The sequence below is a fragment of the Streptomyces sp. NPDC048671 genome, assembly GCF_055587045.1.
Map to the genome: position 1 here is coordinate 42,750 of NZ_JBVJHB010000018.1, position 16,483 is coordinate 59,232.

Annotated in this window: 14 protein-coding genes and 2 pseudogenes; 11 read left to right on the forward strand and 5 right to left on the reverse strand. The window is 71.6% G+C overall.

The genetic code is table 11. From position 1 onward, the window contains the following. Positions 1-21 precede the first annotated feature (21 nt). The 5 genes and pseudogenes from ACZ6S6_RS31375 (at position 22) to ACZ6S6_RS31395 (ending at position 3,525) form a co-directional block, all read left to right on the forward strand. Entirely contained in the window at positions 22-684 is a 663-nt protein-coding gene (locus ACZ6S6_RS31375; protein WP_469708167.1) for an RloB family protein, read from the forward strand. 121 nt (positions 685-805) lie between these two features. Beyond that, positions 806-922: pseudogene (locus ACZ6S6_RS31380) on the forward strand (transcriptional regulator); the annotation flags it as partial. A 63-nt stretch (positions 923-985) separates the two neighbouring features. Then, positions 986-1,180: a DUF397 domain-containing protein gene (locus tag ACZ6S6_RS31385; RefSeq protein WP_469708311.1), complete on the forward strand. Its 195-nt coding sequence runs from the start codon at positions 986-988 to the stop codon at positions 1,178-1,180. 234 nt (positions 1,181-1,414) lie between these two features. Then, positions 1,415-2,299 carry a glycoside hydrolase family 19 protein gene (locus ACZ6S6_RS31390; RefSeq protein ID WP_362961298.1) on the forward strand — a complete coding sequence of 295 codons (885 nt, stop codon included), beginning with the start codon at positions 1,415-1,417 and terminating at the stop codon, positions 2,297-2,299. A gap of 329 nt (positions 2,300-2,628) precedes the next feature. After that, positions 2,629-3,525 (forward strand): glycoside hydrolase family 19 protein, encoded by an 897-nt coding sequence (locus ACZ6S6_RS31395; protein WP_469708169.1) that lies wholly within the window; start codon positions 2,629-2,631, stop codon positions 3,523-3,525. Between the two features lie 85 nt (positions 3,526-3,610). Here ACZ6S6_RS31395 and ACZ6S6_RS31400 read toward each other — a convergent pair. Then, positions 3,611-4,483, reverse strand: a pseudogene (locus ACZ6S6_RS31400) (helix-turn-helix domain-containing protein); the annotation flags it as partial. Between the two features lie 355 nt (positions 4,484-4,838). Here ACZ6S6_RS31400 and dnaN point away from each other — a divergent pair. Beyond that, positions 4,839-5,984: a DNA polymerase III subunit beta gene (gene dnaN, locus ACZ6S6_RS31405; protein ID WP_362961212.1), complete on the forward strand. Its 1,146-nt coding sequence runs from the start codon at positions 4,839-4,841 to the stop codon at positions 5,982-5,984. Positions 5,985-6,063: 79 nt separating this feature from the next. Here the strand turns inward: dnaN and ACZ6S6_RS31410 are convergent, their stop codons facing one another. After that, entirely contained in the window at positions 6,064-6,756 is a 693-nt protein-coding gene (locus ACZ6S6_RS31410; RefSeq protein ID WP_362961215.1) for a hypothetical protein, read from the reverse strand. A 290-nt stretch (positions 6,757-7,046) separates the two neighbouring features. Between ACZ6S6_RS31410 and ACZ6S6_RS31415 the strand changes: the two genes are divergently transcribed. Continuing rightward, positions 7,047-8,540, forward strand: a complete 1,494-nt coding sequence (locus ACZ6S6_RS31415) for a DUF4331 domain-containing protein (RefSeq protein ID WP_469708172.1) — start codon at positions 7,047-7,049, stop codon at positions 8,538-8,540. Positions 8,541-8,554: 14 nt separating this feature from the next. Beyond that, positions 8,555-9,838 carry a tetratricopeptide repeat protein gene (locus tag ACZ6S6_RS31420; RefSeq protein WP_469708175.1) on the forward strand — a complete coding sequence of 428 codons (1,284 nt, stop codon included), beginning with the start codon at positions 8,555-8,557 and terminating at the stop codon, positions 9,836-9,838. A 67-nt stretch (positions 9,839-9,905) separates the two neighbouring features. Here ACZ6S6_RS31420 and ACZ6S6_RS31425 read toward each other — a convergent pair whose 3' ends face one another. The 3 genes from ACZ6S6_RS31425 to ACZ6S6_RS31435 form a co-directional block, all read right to left on the reverse strand. Then, positions 9,906-11,927 carry a serine/threonine-protein kinase gene (locus tag ACZ6S6_RS31425; protein WP_469708176.1) on the reverse strand — a complete coding sequence of 674 codons (2,022 nt, stop codon included), beginning with the start codon at positions 11,925-11,927 and terminating at the stop codon, positions 9,906-9,908. Between the two features lie 107 nt (positions 11,928-12,034). Then, a complete protein-coding gene (locus tag ACZ6S6_RS31430; protein ID WP_362961227.1) occupies positions 12,035-12,505 on the reverse strand; it encodes a MarR family winged helix-turn-helix transcriptional regulator in 471 nt (156 codons plus the stop codon). Further along, positions 12,502-13,206: a DJ-1/PfpI family protein gene (locus ACZ6S6_RS31435; protein WP_469708178.1), complete on the reverse strand. Its 705-nt coding sequence runs from the start codon at positions 13,204-13,206 to the stop codon at positions 12,502-12,504. The genes ACZ6S6_RS31430 and ACZ6S6_RS31435 overlap by 4 nt, the downstream gene beginning before the upstream one ends. A gap of 255 nt (positions 13,207-13,461) precedes the next feature. Between ACZ6S6_RS31435 and ACZ6S6_RS31440 the strand changes: the two genes are divergently transcribed. The 3 genes from ACZ6S6_RS31440 to ACZ6S6_RS31450 all read left to right on the forward strand — a co-directional run bounded on the left by ACZ6S6_RS31440 (position 13,462) and on the right by ACZ6S6_RS31450 (position 16,476). After that, positions 13,462-14,835, forward strand: a complete 1,374-nt coding sequence (locus ACZ6S6_RS31440; protein WP_469708180.1) for an aminotransferase class III-fold pyridoxal phosphate-dependent enzyme — start codon at positions 13,462-13,464, stop codon at positions 14,833-14,835. Between the two features lie 104 nt (positions 14,836-14,939). Continuing rightward, a complete protein-coding gene (locus ACZ6S6_RS31445) occupies positions 14,940-15,704 on the forward strand; it encodes a GntR family transcriptional regulator (protein WP_469708183.1) in 765 nt (254 codons plus the stop codon). Positions 15,705-15,825: 121 nt separating this feature from the next. Continuing rightward, on the forward strand, positions 15,826-16,476 hold the full coding sequence (locus ACZ6S6_RS31450; RefSeq protein ID WP_362961238.1) for a hypothetical protein: 651 nt from the start codon (positions 15,826-15,828) through the stop codon (positions 16,474-16,476). The last annotated feature ends 7 nt before the right edge of the window (positions 16,477-16,483 follow it).

The window sequence follows — 16,483 nt, forward strand, 5'->3', positions numbered from 1 at the left end:
CGCGCGAATCGTCCTCGTCAGGTGTACATCTTCACCGAGGGCGAGGTCACCGAGCCCGAGTACATCGACATCATCCTGAAGCACGGCACACCGGTCACACCCGGCCGCAGCGTGGATCACCACTTCGAGAACGAGCACGCCGTAGGCAAGCACCGCAAGCCGCACGCCATGGTCAAGGACGCCGTCATCACGTTGCGCAAGGTCCAGCGCGAGGCCAAGGACGCCGGGCTGACGACCAAGGACTGGAACTACCCCGAGGTGTGGGTCCTCTTCGACCGCGACGACCACCTGAACATCCACGAGGCCGGACAGCTCGCGGACAAGCACGGCATCAGGGTCGCCTACTCGCACCCCTGTTTCGAGCTCTGGCGACTCCTGCACTACACGAACTACACCAGCAGCTTCGGCGGTGTCTGCGGCGACGCCAACAGCAGGCTCCGTTCCCGTCCCGGCTTCGCGGCGACGTACGGCCGCAACGTCCGCACCGTCTCCGAGCAGCAGTCGAAGCACATGCGCGAGGAGCAGGTGCTGAGCAAGGACAAGGACGGGCAGCGGTACAAGGACGCCAGAAAGTACGCACAGGCGATCAACGCGCGCGTCGAAACGGCCAATCCTGAGAAGTGGGACCCGTTCACCGACGTTTGGAGTTTTGTTGAGGAAGGCCTTCTTCTCAGCGGTTACTAGGCTGCGTGGAGATATGACCTTCGACGGCTGTGGCCGGGCGGTCCGCCGCCCCGTGCTGTAGCGGGGAGGGTACTCGTGCCGGTCAGGAAGCCACACCGCCCGAAAACGCCGCCTCGGGGCTGAGCTTCGGCGGATGCGGGAGCATGTCGGTTTCTCCCTCAGTGATGCCGCCGTGCTGCATCGCGTGGACAAGACCGCGATCAGCAACACCGAGTCCGCGCGGTTCGGCGTCAGCGCCGACCGGGTGCGTGTGTGGGCGTCCAACGCAGCGTGCTGCACGAGCTGTGAAAGCCTGAGGATCGTGGAAATTCAATGGCGCAAGTCGCCCCACTCGGAGCAGTCCGGGAACTGTCTGGAGCTTGCCGTGGTCGACGGTGACGTTCTCGTCCGGGAGAGTGACGATCCTGGCGTGATCGTCCGGACAACCCCGTCCAAGCTGGCGGCGTTGACTCCGCTGCGGGCCTGGCCCGCACGCCCGTTCGCCGCTGGCGCGTAATGGCTCCTCCCCGCCCTTCAGAACGGGAGGAGTCACCTGCGCTGTCGCCAGGTGTTGCCCCGTCGTCCGGACGAGGAGTGTCGTCCGGATGAGGAGTGGAGGGAAGCGGTGGAGAGCCGTGGGGAGCGATTGGTCCAGACCTTGACAGGTCCAGACCAGTAGGGGTTGGGTGTCGGGATGCCCGGACGCATGCCGGAGCCCGTCGGCGTGCCCCTGTCGAAGGAGTGAGCAGCGCTGAACCGCATCAAGAGCCTTCTGACCGCACTGAGTGCCGTCGTCGCGACGGCGGCCTTCCTCCCCGCCACGGCGCACGCGGCGGTTCCGGCCCCCGCCCCCGCCGCCGAGTGCGCGCCGCTCTGGAGTTCCTCGACCGCCTACACGGCCGGCGGAGCCGTCTCGCACCACGGCCGTAACTGGACGGCCAAGTGGTGGACGCAGAACGAGAATCCGGGCGCCACCACTGTCTGGGAGGACGGCGGGGCCTGCGCGGGCGGGGTCTCCGACTTCGTCATCAGCGAGGCGGAGTTCGACCGGATCTTCCCGGACCGCGACTCCTTCTACACGTACCAGGGGCTGATCGACGCCCTGCACGCCTACCCGCGCTTCGCCAACACCGGGACCGAGGCGATGCGGAGCCGGGAGGCGGCGGCGTTCCTGACGCACGCCGACTTCGAGTCGGTCGGTCTCCAGTACGTGAAGGAGATCAACGAGGCCAACTACTGGATCAAGTGCGACTACAGCCAGCCCTTCGGCTGCCCGGCCGGGCAGTCCGCGTACTACGGCCGCGGCCCGATCATGTTCAGCTGGAACTTCAACTACAAGGCCGCCGGTGACGCGCTCGGCCTCGATCTGCTGAACGACCCGTGGCTGGTCGAGCGGGATCCGTCGGTCGCCTGGCAGACCGCGCTCTGGTACTGGAACACCCAGAACGGCCCCGGCACCATGACCTCGCACGAGGCCATGGTCGGCGGCGCCGGATTCGGTGAGACGATCCGCTCGCTCAACGGCGCGCTGGAGTGCGACGGCGGCAACCCCGAATCGGTGGAGGCGCGGGTCGCCAAGTACGAGCGGATCACCGGGATCATCGGTACGAACCCGGGCTCGGGGCTGACCTGTTGACGGTGTGACACCCGCATGTGCAGGGCGCGCGCGGCTGACCGGCCGGACAGTATGGCGTCCCGAATGCTGGACGGGCCCGAAGGTTTTACCTTCGGGCCCGTCGCCGTTCCGGGTGCGGCCGCAGAGCGACTTCCTCCGGAATCCGCCCTGTTGGGGCGCCTGCGGGGCGGGCGGCCGGTGGTCTCTCCGGGTGGGGGCGGCGGATCGGGAAGGTTACCTCATGTTGGTCTAGACCTTGACAGGTTCAGACCAACAGCGCTTGAGTGTCGGCACCCCCACCACGGCGGCGCACCGATGGGCTCGGCGCGCCGCGCTGAAGGAGTGTTCACGTGATCAGACGCATCATGGGCGTACTCGCCGCGCTCGGCACGGTCGTCGCGACGCTGGTAATCCTCCCCGCCACCACCGCATCGGCGGCCGACTGCGCGGCTGCCTGGAACTCCTCGTCCGTCTACACGGGCGGCGGCTCCGCCTCGTACAACGGGCACAACTGGAGCGCCAAGTGGTGGACCCAGAACGAGACGCCGGGCAGCTCCGACGTCTGGGCCGACCAGGGCAGTTGCGGAAGCGGCGGCGGTACGGACCCCGGTGACCCGGGTTCGTCCGCGGGCTTCGTCGTCAGCGAGGCGCAGTTCAACCAGATGTTCCCGGGCCGCAACTCCTTCTACACCTACAGCGGGCTGACCGCCGCGCTGGACGCCTACCCGGGCTTCGCCAACACCGGCAGCGACGACGTGAAGAAGCAGGAGGCGGCCGCCTTCCTCGCCAACGTCAGCCACGAGACCGGCGGTCTGGTGTACGTGGTCGAGCAGAACACGGCCAACTACCCCCACTACTGCGACAGCACCCAGCCCTACGGCTGCCCCGCGGGTCAGGCCTCGTACTACGGCCGCGGCCCGATCCAGCTCAGCTGGAACTTCAACTACAAGGCCGCCGGTGACGCCCTCGGCATCGACCTGCTGGGCAACCCCTACCTGGTCGAGCAGGACGCGGCCGTGGCCTGGAAGACCGGCCTCTGGTACTGGAACACCCAGAACGGCCCCGGCACCATGACCGCCCACAACGCCATGGTGAACGGCGCCGGATTCGGTGAGACGATCCGGTCCATCAACGGCTCCATCGAGTGCAATGGCGGCAACCCCGCCCAGGTGCAGAGCCGGATCGACAGGTACCAGGCCTTCGGGTCGATCCTCGGCACGACGCCCGGGTCGAACCTGAGCTGCTGACCCGCGAGTTCCCGCTGAACTCCCTTCGACGGGGGGTGCGTCCGGCTTCACGGCCGGAGGCGCCCCCGTCCGGCTGTCCGCCGTCGGCGAGGTCCAGCGCCCGGAACGCCAGCCACAGGTCGTAACGGGCGCTCGGCGTCCGCAGCAGCGAGCGCTGGAGTACGGTCTCCAGCCGGGTGAGGCGCTTGCGCACACCGGGTACGGAGATGGACAACGCAGCGGCCGTCGCGCCGAGTTGGGCCTCGCACTCCAGCCAGGTGCGCAGGGTGGTGTACGGGTCGGCGCCGCCGCCGGCCGCTCCGGGGGCGCCGAGCGGGCGCACCTGCTGGGCCGCCCAGGAGCGGACCGCCGGGGTGCGCAGGATCTCGTCCAGCGAGGGGACGGGCGCCGCCGTGCCCCCGGCCGGGCGGGCGGCCCTGGGCAGGGTCGGCGTGGCGCGGACGGCCAGGGCCAGGTCGAGTGCGGCCTGGTCGGCCACCCGGTTCAGATCCAGGTCGAGCAGCTCGCCGATCAGCCGCAGCCGTGCGGCCAGGGTGTTGCGGTGGATCTTCAGGTGCGCGGTCGCGTGCGAGGAGAACGCGAGCCAGGACGCGAGGGTCGCCGCGAGTTCCTGACTGCCCGGGTCCTGGCCGCGCCGCGGCAGGTGCCCGAGCAGCGGGGCCAGCAGGGCGTCCGCCCACCGCGCCCCCTCCGCGCCGACCATCAGCGCGGGCTCGGGCGCCGAGCCGAATCCGGCGTGCCGGCCGGGCAGCCCGCGGGCGACGGCCAGCGCGTGGAAGGCCTGGCGGTACGCGGTCGCCGTGTCGGACAGCGGTACGTCCTCGCTGATGCCCACGACGCAGTCGTCCACCACCGCGGCCACCTCCGGGCCGAGCCGTCCGTCCGCCGGTTCCGGTCCCGCCGGCACGACGAGGATCAGATGGCGCGCGTACACCGGGCACCGCACGATCCAGGACCGGGCGAGCCCGTGCATCCGTACGACGTCGTCGGCGCGACCGCGCGCGTGCACACTTCCCACGCTCCTGCCCTGCTCCCGCCAGAAACCGGAGCGAAGGCTACCGGTTTGGTTGTGCGGACTGATACCCCTCACCGGCCACACAGTGCGAACTGAATCTTTACCGGCTCCTACCCCGCGGCCTACAGTCCGAACGCGGTTGCGGGCCTTTCGGGGGAGAGGCACGGGGGACGACGGCAGCGGCTCACGGGGGTGGCCGCTGTCGTCGGCGCAACCGCGCACTCGCTTCGTTGTCAGTGGTGACCCGTAGCGTCGGAGACCAGAGACGGTCGCCCGCGCACGAGGAGAGGTCACCACCATGGAGTTCCGGATCGAGCGCGGCGCACTGGCCGACGCCGTCACCTGGGCGGCCCGGGTGCTGCCCACCAGGTCACCCGTTCCGGTGCTGGGCGGTCTGCTGCTGGAAGCGGCGGACGGCAGGCTGTGCATCTCCGGCCTCGACTACGAGGCGTCCGCCCGTATCGAGGTGGACGCCGAGATCCTGCGGCCCGGCAAGGTCCTCGTCATGGGCCGCCGGCTGCTCGATGTGTGCCGGGTGCTGCCCGAGGGCGCGGTGGAGTGCGCGGTGGAGGGCTCCCGCTTCACGGTGACGGGCAGCGGCGCCGGATTCGGCCTCTCGGTGCTGCCGCTCGACGACTATCCGTCGCTGCCGCCGCTGCCGGAGGTCCTCGGGGCGGTGGACTGCGAGGAGTTCGCGGCGGCCGTAGCGGATGTGGCGGTGGCGGCCGGCCGGGACGACACGCTGCCGACGCTCACCGGCATCCGGCTGGGGCTCGACGGCGACCGGATGACCCTGGCGGCGACGGACCGGTACCGCTTCGCGGTCCGCACGCTCGGCTGGAAGCCCGCGGCGGCGGACGTCTCGGCGGATGTCGTGGTCTCGGCCCGCCGGCTCACCGAGATCGCCCGCTCCTTCGGCCGCGCGGGCGTGGTCAGCCTCGCACTGGACAGCGGGTCGGCCGGATTCGAACTGGCCGGGATGCGCACCACGGTCCGGCTCCTGGACGGCCGACTGCCGCGCCACGACAAGCTGTTCACGATGGCGGACCCGGCCACGGCGGTCACCGACCGGCAGCCCCTGGTGGAGGCGGTGAAGCGGGTCTCGGTGGTGGCGGACAACGACAGCCCGCTGCAATTCGCCTTCCGCGCCGACTCGGTGCTGCTCCAGGCGGGTTACGAGGACGACGTGGCGTCCCAGCGGCTGCCCGCCGCACTGGCGGGCGCCGAGGAGCTGACGGTCGCCTTCAACCCCTCCTACCTGATGGACGCGCTGGCCTCGTTCGACGCCCCGGTCCTCCGGTTCCGGCTGATGGGTCCGGGGCAGCGCGCCATGGTCACCGGGCACGAGTCGCACGAGGAGGCGATGGGCCGGGCGACCACGGCGGAAGGGGCGGCGCGGCCGGCTCACCAGCATCTGCTGATGTCGGTCAAGCCACTGGTCTGAGGGCTGTCCCGCAAGGAGGGAGGGCTGTTGTCCCGCCAGGCGGGGAGCGGGACAGCCCTCAGGGCGTGTCCAGGGACGGTCAGAAGCCCGGGAAGCCGGTGGGCGAGGCCTGGCCCGGGATGTAGTCGAAGTTCGGCGTGAGCGTGCCGAGCAGGCTGCCGACGCGCGGACCCTCCTCGCCGGTCACCTCGGTGAACATCCTCGACGCCTCGGCCGTGACGCGGAACGGCACCTTCTCCAGCCGCCAGCCCGTGGGGCTGGGGCGGGCACCGGCCAGCGCCTCGGCGGGGGTCGTGTCCGCGACCATCAGCTCGTCGGTGCGCGGCACGCCGTTCACCGTGACGCCCGCGGAGTAGCCGGGCGTCGGCATCACACGGATGTAGGTGGGCTTCAGTGTGATGGTCTTGTCGGAGGCCGCGTGGTGGAAGTTGAGGCCGCCGGGGTAGAAGATGCGCCCCTGGGAGTCGAGGCCGTCGCCCGCCGTCGAGCCGATCGGCATGGAGAAGCTGCGGCCGTCCGGGGCCATCACGAAGGGGCTGATGGCGTCCAGCGTGATGCCGTGGTCCCGCATCCAGTCCAGCAGTTCGTCGCTGAGCGCCACGTCGGCGTCACCCCACGGGGAGAGGTACGCACCCGGGAACGGGTCGGCGGCCGCCGTGCGGGTGGCCGGGGCCTGGGCGTCGGTCGCCCCGGCCGACGCCATGCCGAGCGGCACGGTCAGTGCGGCGACTGCGGCGAGGACGGCGAGACGGCGGATTGCGCGCATACTCATGAACCCTTCCAGGTCTGGTGAAGCGGTGGGGGGCCGGACACGACGGTCCGGGAAAGCCCAACAGGTTGTCGGAAAAATGAAGTTGACGAGGCAACAGCAGGTAGAGCCGCTGTTCGTTCGCCTGTTGGGTATGTCCATCAATGCATACATGCGCGCATGATCAAACTGCGCCTCACCTATTCGATGGAAACGACCACGCGATCGGGTCTGAATGGCGCGGTCAAACCCCCGGCTTGATCAACAACGCACCACTCTGGGCATATCCCGCACGCCGAGCACTGGAGCGCACCATGCCCGCAACTGGCCTCCGGCCACCGCGCCTTCCGCGACGAGTCCCCCGCGTCCGAGCCGCCGTACTGGCCGCGACCGGCGCCGCGCTGACCGCCGCGTCCCTCTGGGGGCCGCTGACCGGAAGCAGCGAGGCGGGCGGACACATCGACGCGCCGTCCTCCCTGACGGACACCGCGGCCGACCTCACCGACGTCTACGCGTTCAGCAGCCCCGACAACGCGGACATGGTCACCCTGGTCGCGAACGTGCGGCCGTTCGAGCTGCCGGGCACCGCGGCGAACGCCCTGGTGGACTACCCGTTCGCGACCGGTGCGCGGTACGAGATCCACACCGACGCCGACGGGGACGGGGTGCCGGACACCACGTACCGCTGGACGTTCCGCGACGACGACCGCAGGCCCTTCGGGCTCGGCCCCAAGGTCGGCCCCGCGCCGGTGACTTCGCTCGACGACAAGTCGCTCGGCGTGCGCCAGAAGTACACCCTGGAGCGCATCACCGCGGACGGCGGCGCCACCACCCTGCTGAGCGACGCGATCGCCGCGCCCACCGACACCGGCCGGTTCCTCATGCCGGACTACGGCAAGCTGCGCGGACAGGCGATCCGCGAACTGCCGGGCGGCGGCCAGACCCTGGCGAGTCAGGTGGCCGACTCGTTCAAGGCCGACAGCCAGGTCTTCGGGCTGTACACGGTCGGTACGCGGGGTCCCGTGCCCGGCTGGCTGCCGGACGCCCAGCCGCTGTCGGCGCTCAATGTGAACAGTCTGATCATCCAGGTGCCCAAGAGCGAAGTGGCGCTCAACGGCGACCCGGCGCGGAACCCGGTGGTCGGCGTGTGGGCCAGCGTCTCGCGGCAGGGCGCCGACCTCCGGCGGAGCCTGGCGAAGCAGGCGCCGGTGTTCCGCCAGGTCGCGCGGGCCGGGACCCCGCACCTCGCGTTCACGGTGTACGGCTCGACCGTCGGCTTCTTCAAGCCCGGCGGGCCCGAGGACCGGTTCCAGGCGCGTGCCCCGAAGGACGACCACCTGGAGAACGAGTTCCTGGCCGACACGCTCGACCCCGTACCGCCCCATCGCATCGAGACCGCCCAGGGGTTCAGGGCACCGGCCACGCCGCGCACCGACATCCAGGCCCTCTTCCTCAAGGGGATCGGCAAGGACAACGGCTCGAAGTTCGGCTTCGACCTGAACACCCACACCATGAACGCGGACGCCGACCCGAGCCGCATCGTGATGGCCGAGGAGCTCAGGCTGAACCTGACGACGCCGGTCACCGCCGCCCCACGCGCCATGGGCGTGCTCGACGGCGATCTGCAGGGCTTCCCCAACGGCCGCCGGCTCAACGACAACATCGACGGCCCGCTGCTGCGGATGCTGGAGGGCGAGCCCGCCCAGGCCTCGCCCCCCGGGCTGCTCCCGAAGCCGGTCGCCGCACTGGAGGTCGCGGACGCGCAGCGCACCTTCCCCTACCTCAACCTGCCGCACGCGGGCCCGTGAGGCGCCTGCTCCCCGTGGCCGGCGGAGCGGCGGCCGTGGCCGGGTGCGTGGCGGGACTGCTGTACCTCGGTCCCGCCGACGACCAGCACCCGGTGGCCGCCGCTCCGCGGGCCGGTGCGGCGCCCGCCGCCGCCGGTCTCGCGGTCGCCACCGCCCGTAAGCGCACGGAACGCTATCCGGACGACCCGACGTCCTGGTCGGGCCTGGCGAGCGCCGAGGCCGAAGAGGCCCGGGTCACCCTGGACGCGAGCCGTCTCGACGCGGCCGACGAGGCGCTGCGCCACTCCCTGGCCCTCCAGAAGACCGACAACTACGCCGCCGTTACGGGGCAGGGGGTGGTCGCCAACGCCCGCCACGCGTTCGCCGAGGGCCGCGACTTCGGGCTCCGCGCCACCCGGATGGCGCCCGACCGGGCGGACGGCTACACCGTGCTGGCCGACGCGCAGATCCAGCTCGGCGACTACCCGGCGGCCAGGGCCGCGGTGCAGCGGCTGCTGGACATCGCCCCGGCCGGGGCGGCGTACAGCAGAGCGGCGTACGACCTGGAGACCAACGGCAGGCCGAAGGACGCCGCGATCGCCCTCCAACGGGCCGTGGGCAGCGCGTCCACGGCCGACGAACGCGCCTTCGCCCAGGCCAGGCTGGGTGAACTGGCGTGGTCGCAGGGCGCGGTGGACCGGGCGGAGCACCACTTCCGGCTCGCGGTGGACGCCGTACCCGGCTACATGTACGGGGAGTCCGGACTGGCCAGGGTGCGCGCGGTGCGCGGTGAACGGGCCAAGGCCCTGGGCATGTACCGGGAGCTGACCGGGCGCGCACCGCTGCCGCAGTTCCTCGCGGAGGCGGTGGAGTTGGGCGGCGGCGGAGCCGAGGTCCGGCCGGAGAAGGAGGTGCTGGCCGCGCAGGTGCGGCTGCTGCGGGCGTCGGGCGGTGCGGTCGATCCGCATCTCGCGCTGTACGTCGCCGACCACGGCGACCCGGATGTCGCGGTGGAGCTCATGCGGGGCGAGTGGAAGCGGGCCCGGAGCGTCATCGTCGCGGACGCCCTGGGCTGGTCCCTGCACCGCGCGGGGCACGACGCGGAAGCGGTCGGATACGCCCGCAAGGCCGCCAGGACGGGCTGGGGCAATGCGCTCTTCCGGTACCACCGGGGAGCGATCGAGCACGCCCTCGGGCTGCCCGAGGGCGACCGCCACCTGCGCGAGGCGCTCGCGCTGAACCCGAACTTCTCCCCGTACCACGCCCCGTTGGCCAGGCGGCTGCTGAACCCGAGGGCGACCGGGTCACCGAGCCGATGAGGCGAACGGGAGGGGTACGGGAGACGAATATCGGGAGGGGGACGGGAGGGGGCGGGACTCGTCCCGCTCAGCCGGACTTCGTGTACGTGAGCTTCTCGCCGGTGGCCGTGTTCTCGCGGCTCAGGGTGCCGTCCGGGAGCAGGGTGAGTGTGGTGGGGCTGCCCGGCGTACAGGACGACATGGGCTCGCCGACCGTCACCGTGGAGGGGCCGACCCGCAGCGGGTCGTCGCCCGTGACGTCGTCCGTCAGATCCGCCTCGAAGACGCAGCGGTAGGTGCCGCCGTTGTCGGTCGGGCCCTGTGCGGTGAGGGTGAGGACGGCGTCGCCGGACCGGCCCTGCCGGATGACGAGTTCGCGGGTGGAGTGGCCGGTGGCGTTGTCGATGCTGCCTGACCAGGTGCCCAGGTAGGACGCGGGGACGCCGCCCTCTTCGTCGCCGTCCTGCCCGTCGTCGCCGGGGGGCGGGTCCTGGCCGCCGGCGGGGGACGGGGAGCCGGAGCCGCCGGTGCTGTCCTTCGACGGGGTGGTGGAGTGCGTGGGGGAGGCGGTGTGGGAGCCCTTGTCGTTCATCAGCGCGTAGACGGAGCCGCCGGCGCCTATCGCGACGAGCACGGCGATCACGACGAGAGCGACGGTCGAGCCGGTTCTCCGGCGGGCCGGCTCGGGGGCGGGCGGCTGCGTTCCGGTCGGATACAGCGGGTCGTACGCGGGCGCGGAGCCGAAACCGGGCTGCTGCGGATAGCCGTACGCGTAGCCCTGGTTGGGGCTCTGCTGCGGCGGATAGCCGTAGGCCGGGGCGGGGGCCTGGGCCTGGGCCGGGTACGCGGCAGGGGCCGGGGCAGGGGGCTGGGGCGCGGCCGGGTACGCGGCCGGGTATCCGGCCGCCGGGGTGCCGGGCCGCTGCTGGGGGCCGACCACGGTGCGGAGGGGGAGGGTGCTGCCCGGCGCGGGGTGCTCCGGCGGCGCGGCGGGCGGCGGGCCGGCGGGGGACGGAACGGCGGGGGGCGGGGAGGGCGTGTCCTGCCGGACCGTGTCCGCAGGGCCCGCCGCGTTCTCGGTCGTCCCTGCCTTCTCGGTCGTCCCTGCCTTCTCCGCGCCCGCCGCGTACTCAGAGGGCACCGCGTCCCTCGGCTCCGCACCGCCCTTCGGGTCCTCCGGGTCCTCCGAGTCGAGCAGTTCCACCGCGTGGCGGCCGAGTTGGGCGATGAGCGCCCCAGGGAGCCAGGGCTCCGAGGTGTGGTCCTCGGCCAGCCGGTCCAGGATCTCGTCGGTCGTCGGCCTGGCCTCCGGGTCCTTGTTGAGGCAGTGCTGGACCAGCTCCACGAGGCCCACCGGCACCCCGGTCAGGTCCGGGTCCTCCTGCGCGATCCGGAACATCAGCGCGTGCACTCCGCTGGCCGTCCCGCCGAACGGGAGCCGTCCGGTCGAGGCGTACGCCAGCACCGAGCCCAGACAGAACACGTCGCACGCCGTGGTCACCCGCTCGCCCCGCACCTGCTCGGGCGACATGAAGCCGGGGGAGCCGACCAGCGCCCCGGTGCGGGTGAGACCGCCGTCGGTGACGGTGTCGAGCGCGCGGGCGATACCGAAGTCGATGACGCGGGGGCCGTCGATCGTCAGCAGGATGTTGGACGGCTTGAGATCGCGGTGGATGAGCCCGGCGGTGTGGATGGCCCGCAGGGCGTGCGCGAGACCGTTGCCCAGGATGTGGACCGAGCGTTCGGGCAGCGGTCCGTACGCGCCGGGGGCGGGGCCCGCCGAGGCGAACGCGCGGCCCGAGACGGTGGCCTGGAGGGACGGGCCCGCGACGTAACCGGTGGCGACCCAGGGCACGGTGGCGTCGGTGTCGGCGTCCAGTACGGGGGCGGTCCAGGTCGAACCGAGGCGGCGTGCGGCCATCACCTCCCGCCTGAACCGGTCGCGGAACTCCTGCTGCTCGGCGAGCTCCTCGCGCACGAGCTTGATCGCGACGGTGCGGCCGCGATCCGAGCGGGCCAGGTACACCTGGCCCATGCCGCCCGCGCCGAGTCTGCCCAGCAGTCGGTAGGCGCCGATGCGTTGCGGATCTACGGAGCCGAGCTTTTCCATGGTGTGCAGTCCTCCCCCGTACGGCGACACGCCGGACGGGTCGAGAATAGCGGCGCCGTTGTGCCCCGGCGGGGTGCGGTGGGTGGTCCGTGGCCGGGGCTCGCCCCTCAACCGCCGGACGGGCCGGGGGCGTCGGGGGTTTGCAGGACTTCCATGGCCTGCGCCAGGCGCTCCAGCACGCGTACCGTCTGCGCGAACTCCTCCGGGCCCAGCTCCCGGGACAGCCGCGCCGCGAGCTCCTCGTGACCGGGGCCGATCCGGGAGATCGCCGTGCGGCCCTCCTGGGTGGGGCGCAGGAGCTTCGCGCGGCGGTGGGCCGGGTTCGGTACGTACTCCGCGAGGCCCTTGCCCACCAGCAGATCGGCGATCCGCTGCACTGCCTGCCGGGTGATGCCCATGACCCGGGCGATCCCGGAGACCGGCAGCGGTTCGGCCTGCACCGCCCCGAGCACCTGCCACCACGCGGCGGTCAGCCCGGCAGGACGGGCCAGTTCCTCCGCCGCGGAGAGGAACTGGCCGTTCAGCCGGAAGACACCGAGAGCGGTCCGGCTCAGCCGGTCCTGTTCCGTACGGCTCATCCCTGGAGCACTTCGTACGCGCTCGGGTCCGAATCGTGGAAGAGGCGGTACCAGGCGTCGAGCTTCTCGCCCTCGAACACCCCGAGAAGGGCGAGGATCTCGCGGGCGAACGCGACGGGCTCGGTCGGCCCGGCAGTGACCAGAGCCCCACCGGAACCCGAACCATCGGAACCCGAACCACCGGAACCCGAACCACCGGAACCCGAACCACCGGAACCCGAACCACCGGAACCCGAACCACCGGAAACGGCACCGCCGTCGTCGGTGACGGCGTCCGCGTCGACGTAGTGCTTGCCGCCCTCGTAGCCGGTGGCCGCCAGGTAGAAGGACACCGCACTCGTGTGCGCCCGCTCGTCGAGCAGCCCCTCGCGGGCCAGCCCCGCCGTTGCCCCGCAGATCGCGGCGACCGGCACACCCGCGTCCAGGAAGGTCCGGGCGGCACGGGCGAAGGGGACCAGCTCGTCGCCGGTGTCCCACAGCCCGGCGCCCGGCAGGATCAGCAGCGCGGCGTCTTCGGGGCGCAGCTCCGCGAGCGCCAGATCGGGGAGCACGGTCAGCCCGCCCATGCTGGTGACGGGGTCGGTCGTCGGGCCCACCGTCCGGACGGTGAAGCCGTTCTGGGCGAGGTGGGCGGTGGCGTGCCCGGTCTCCCAGTCGGCGTAGGTGTCGTACACGGCCAGATATACGGTCCTGCGGGTCATGACGGCCTCCTGGAAAGTATGAGCGCTCGGAGAGGACGAGCGTTCAGACAGGAACAGTGCGCGGACAGGACGAGCGTTTCAGACAGGAACGGTGCGCGGGCAGGAGCAGCATCTTTGGCAACATGCTGTCATCACGACAACATGTTGTCAACGCGGTGGGCTCTCGCGCCGACCCGACACCCTGCCGAACCACACGCCCCACTCCATACAAGGTGGCCATACCGAGCCGCGCCCGCCGCGGCCTACGCTCGCCGTATGACCCCTCATCCCCGTCATGCCGACGCCGCTGACCCCGCCGCCGGCGCGGCCGTGAAGGCCGCCGACCGTGCGCACGTGTTCCACTCCTGGTCCGCCCAGGGCCTGATCGACCCGCTCGCCGTCGCCGGCGCCGAGGGGGCGTACTTCTGGGACTACGACGGCAACCGCTACCTGGACTTCACCAGCGGTCTCGTCTACACCAACATCGGCTACCAGCACCCCACCGTCGTCGCCGCGATCCAGGAGCAGGCGGGGAAGATGACGACCTTCGCGCCCGCCTTCGCGATCGAGGCGCGCTCCGAGGCGGCCCGTCTCATCGCCGAGCGCACCCCCGGCGACCTGGACAAGATCTTCTTCACCAACGGCGGCGCCGAGGCCGTCGAGAACGCCGTCCGGATGGCCCGGCTGCACACCGGCCGTACGAAGGTGCTCTCCGCCTACCGCTCGTACCACGGCGCCACCTCCACCGCGATCAACCTGACCGGTGACCCGCGCCGCTGGGCGTCGGACAACGGCTCGGCGGGCGTCGTCCGGTTCTGGGCCCCGTTCCTCTACCGCTCGCCGTTCTACGCCGAGACCGAGGCGCAGGAGTGCGCCCGCGCGCTCCAGCACCTGGAGGACACCCTCGCCTACGAGGGCCCCTCGACCATCGCCGCGATCATCCTGGAGACCATCCCGGGCACGGCCGGCATCATGACGCCGCCGCCCGGCTATCTCGCCGGTGTCCGCGAGATCTGCGACCGGTACGGGATCGTCTTCGTCCTCGACGAGGTGATGGCCGGATTCGGCCGTACCGGCAAGTGGTTCGCCGCCGACCACTTCGACGTCACCCCCGACCTGATGACCTTCGCCAAGGGCGTCAACTCCGGTTACGTACCGCTCGGCGGCGTCGCGATCTCCGCCGAGATCGCCGCCACCTTCGACACCCGCCCCTATCCGGGCGGGCTGACCTACTCCGGACACCCGCTGGCCTGCGCCGCGGCCGTCGCCACCATCCACGTGATGGAGGACGAGAAGGTCATCGAGAACGCCGCCCGCATCGGTGAGACGGTCCTCGGCCCCGGTCTGCGCGAGCTGGCCGAGAATCACCCGTCGGTCGGCGAGATCCGCGGCCTCGGCGCGTTCTGGGCGCTGGAGCTGGTCCGGAACAAGGAGACCCGCGAGCCGCTGGTGCCGTACAACGCGACGGGCGCGGCCAACGCCCCGATGGCGGCCTTCGGAGCGGCGGCGAAGAAGAACGGCCTGTGGCCGTTCATCAACATGAACCGCACCCACGCCGTGCCGGCCTGCAACGTCACCGAGGCGGAGGCCAAGGAGGGCCTGGCGGCACTGGACATCGCGCTGTCGGTGGCCGACGAGCACACCGTGTAGCGCCGTCCGCGCACAGCGCCCCTCCTCTCCCGCCGACGGCTCGTCCGGCCAGGGGGTCCGGCTCGGTCTAAGGTGGCCGAAACCGAAACAGGGGAGGGGCGCCCATGCGCGTGAGCGGGGCTGTCACGCGCAGTACGCTGCGGCAGCAGATCGCGGACGCGCTGCGTGACGAGGTGCTTGCGGGGCGTCTTCAGCCGGGACGGGAGTTCACCGTCAAGCAGATCGCCGAGCAGTACGGCGTCTCCGCGACGCCTGTCCGGGAAGCGCTGTTCGATCTCTCCGCGCAGGGCCTGCTCGAATCCGATCAGCACCGCGGATTCCGGGTGCACCAGTTCACCGTCGCGGACTACCGGGCGATGGTGGAGGCCCGCACCCTGGTCATGGACGGGGTGATCCGGGACGTCTTCCGCCACCCGCGCCCGTCCCCGGCACGGCAGCTGAGGAACCGGGACGCGCTCGTCTCCGTACGCCGCCGGGCCGAGGAGGCCGCCCGCGCGGCGCGCGGCGGTGACCTGGACATCCTCATCGGCTACGACCTGCGCTTCTGGCGCGAGCTGGGCGCGCTCGCCGGCAACACGTACATCAGCGACTTCCTGCACCGGCTGCGCGTCCAGGCCTGGGTGTTCGCCGTGCCGTACCTGCGCGGCGACGCGGACGTACGGGACTGGCTCTGGCAGGGCCACGCCGACCTCGTCGCCGCGGTCACGCTCCGGGACCGCGAGGCGCTGCGCGTGGTGATCGAGGAGTACAACGGCCACGCCCTGAGCTGGGCGGACCGGCTGGCGGCCGGAGACCCGGCCCACCCCGGTCACGCACCGCGGCCGCCCGAGGCGGACGAACCCGGGGACCCGGCGCTGCCGGAGGCCTGACCGGCACCGGTCCTCGAAGTCGGTCATGGGGGACCACTGTCCGCGACGTGCCGGCCGCATTACGCTGTCCCGAATTACGCTGTCCTGACCATCGCACGCACCAGTTGGAGAGCGAGATTTCGTGGCCTGTGACCTGTGGCTGGTCCCCCTCGTCGATGTGCTGTGCCACAGCCCCGACAACCCCTTCGCCGAGGAGATAGCGGTCTTCGACAAGGCACTGGGTGAGGCAGGGCTGCCGCCCGTACCCGTCTACGCCTATATGCCGGGCCTGACCGGAGACGTGGCCCCGGTCGCGGGCTTCGACTACGACGCCCTGCACTTCCTGCGCCGCGCCTATCTGCTCCAGATCAGCGGCCTCGCCGTCACGCCCGTGGACGCACTGGGCGGCGACTACGAGCAGTTGCTGGAGATGTTCGAGCCGACGGCCCAGCAGTCGCACCTGGTGTGGCACTACGACCACGCCGGGGCGTACGTCCCGCTGGACTTCGCGTACCCGATCTCCACGGACGACCTGCTGGAGGGCGGCGGCCCGCTCGGCTCCGCGCACGGGCTGCTGAGGGAGCTGGAGTTCGTCGCCCCGTCCATCGGCATCGATCCGGCCAACCCGCCGGCCGCCCCGCTGCCGCCCGCCGCGCCCACCGACCTGGAGGAACCGGCGGTCCCGATCCCGTACGACGACAGCCCGTTCGCCCGGGAACGCCACGTCTGGCTCGGCCTGCACGCGGCGGTCACCCGCAGCCTCGCCCAGGGCTCAATGATCATTTTCAGCTGACGAACGA

Coding starts and splice junctions, on each gene's coding strand:
- dnaN (WP_362961212.1), top strand. CDS start 4,839: ATGGAGTTCCGGATCGAGCGCGGCGCACTGGCCGACGCCGTCACCTGG.
- ACZ6S6_RS31410 (WP_362961215.1), bottom strand. CDS start 6,756: ATGAGTATGCGCGCAATCCGCCGTCTCGCCGTCCTCGCCGCAGTCGCC.
- ACZ6S6_RS31415 (WP_469708172.1), top strand. CDS start 7,047: ATGCCCGCAACTGGCCTCCGGCCACCGCGCCTTCCGCGACGAGTCCCC.
- ACZ6S6_RS31425 (WP_469708176.1), bottom strand. CDS start 11,927: ATGGAAAAGCTCGGCTCCGTAGATCCGCAACGCATCGGCGCCTACCGA.
- ACZ6S6_RS31430 (WP_362961227.1), bottom strand. CDS start 12,505: ATGAGCCGTACGGAACAGGACCGGCTGAGCCGGACCGCTCTCGGTGTC.
- ACZ6S6_RS31435 (WP_469708178.1), bottom strand. CDS start 13,206: ATGACCCGCAGGACCGTATATCTGGCCGTGTACGACACCTACGCCGAC.
- ACZ6S6_RS31440 (WP_469708180.1), top strand. CDS start 13,462: ATGACCCCTCATCCCCGTCATGCCGACGCCGCTGACCCCGCCGCCGGC.
- ACZ6S6_RS31445 (WP_469708183.1), top strand. CDS start 14,940: ATGCGCGTGAGCGGGGCTGTCACGCGCAGTACGCTGCGGCAGCAGATC.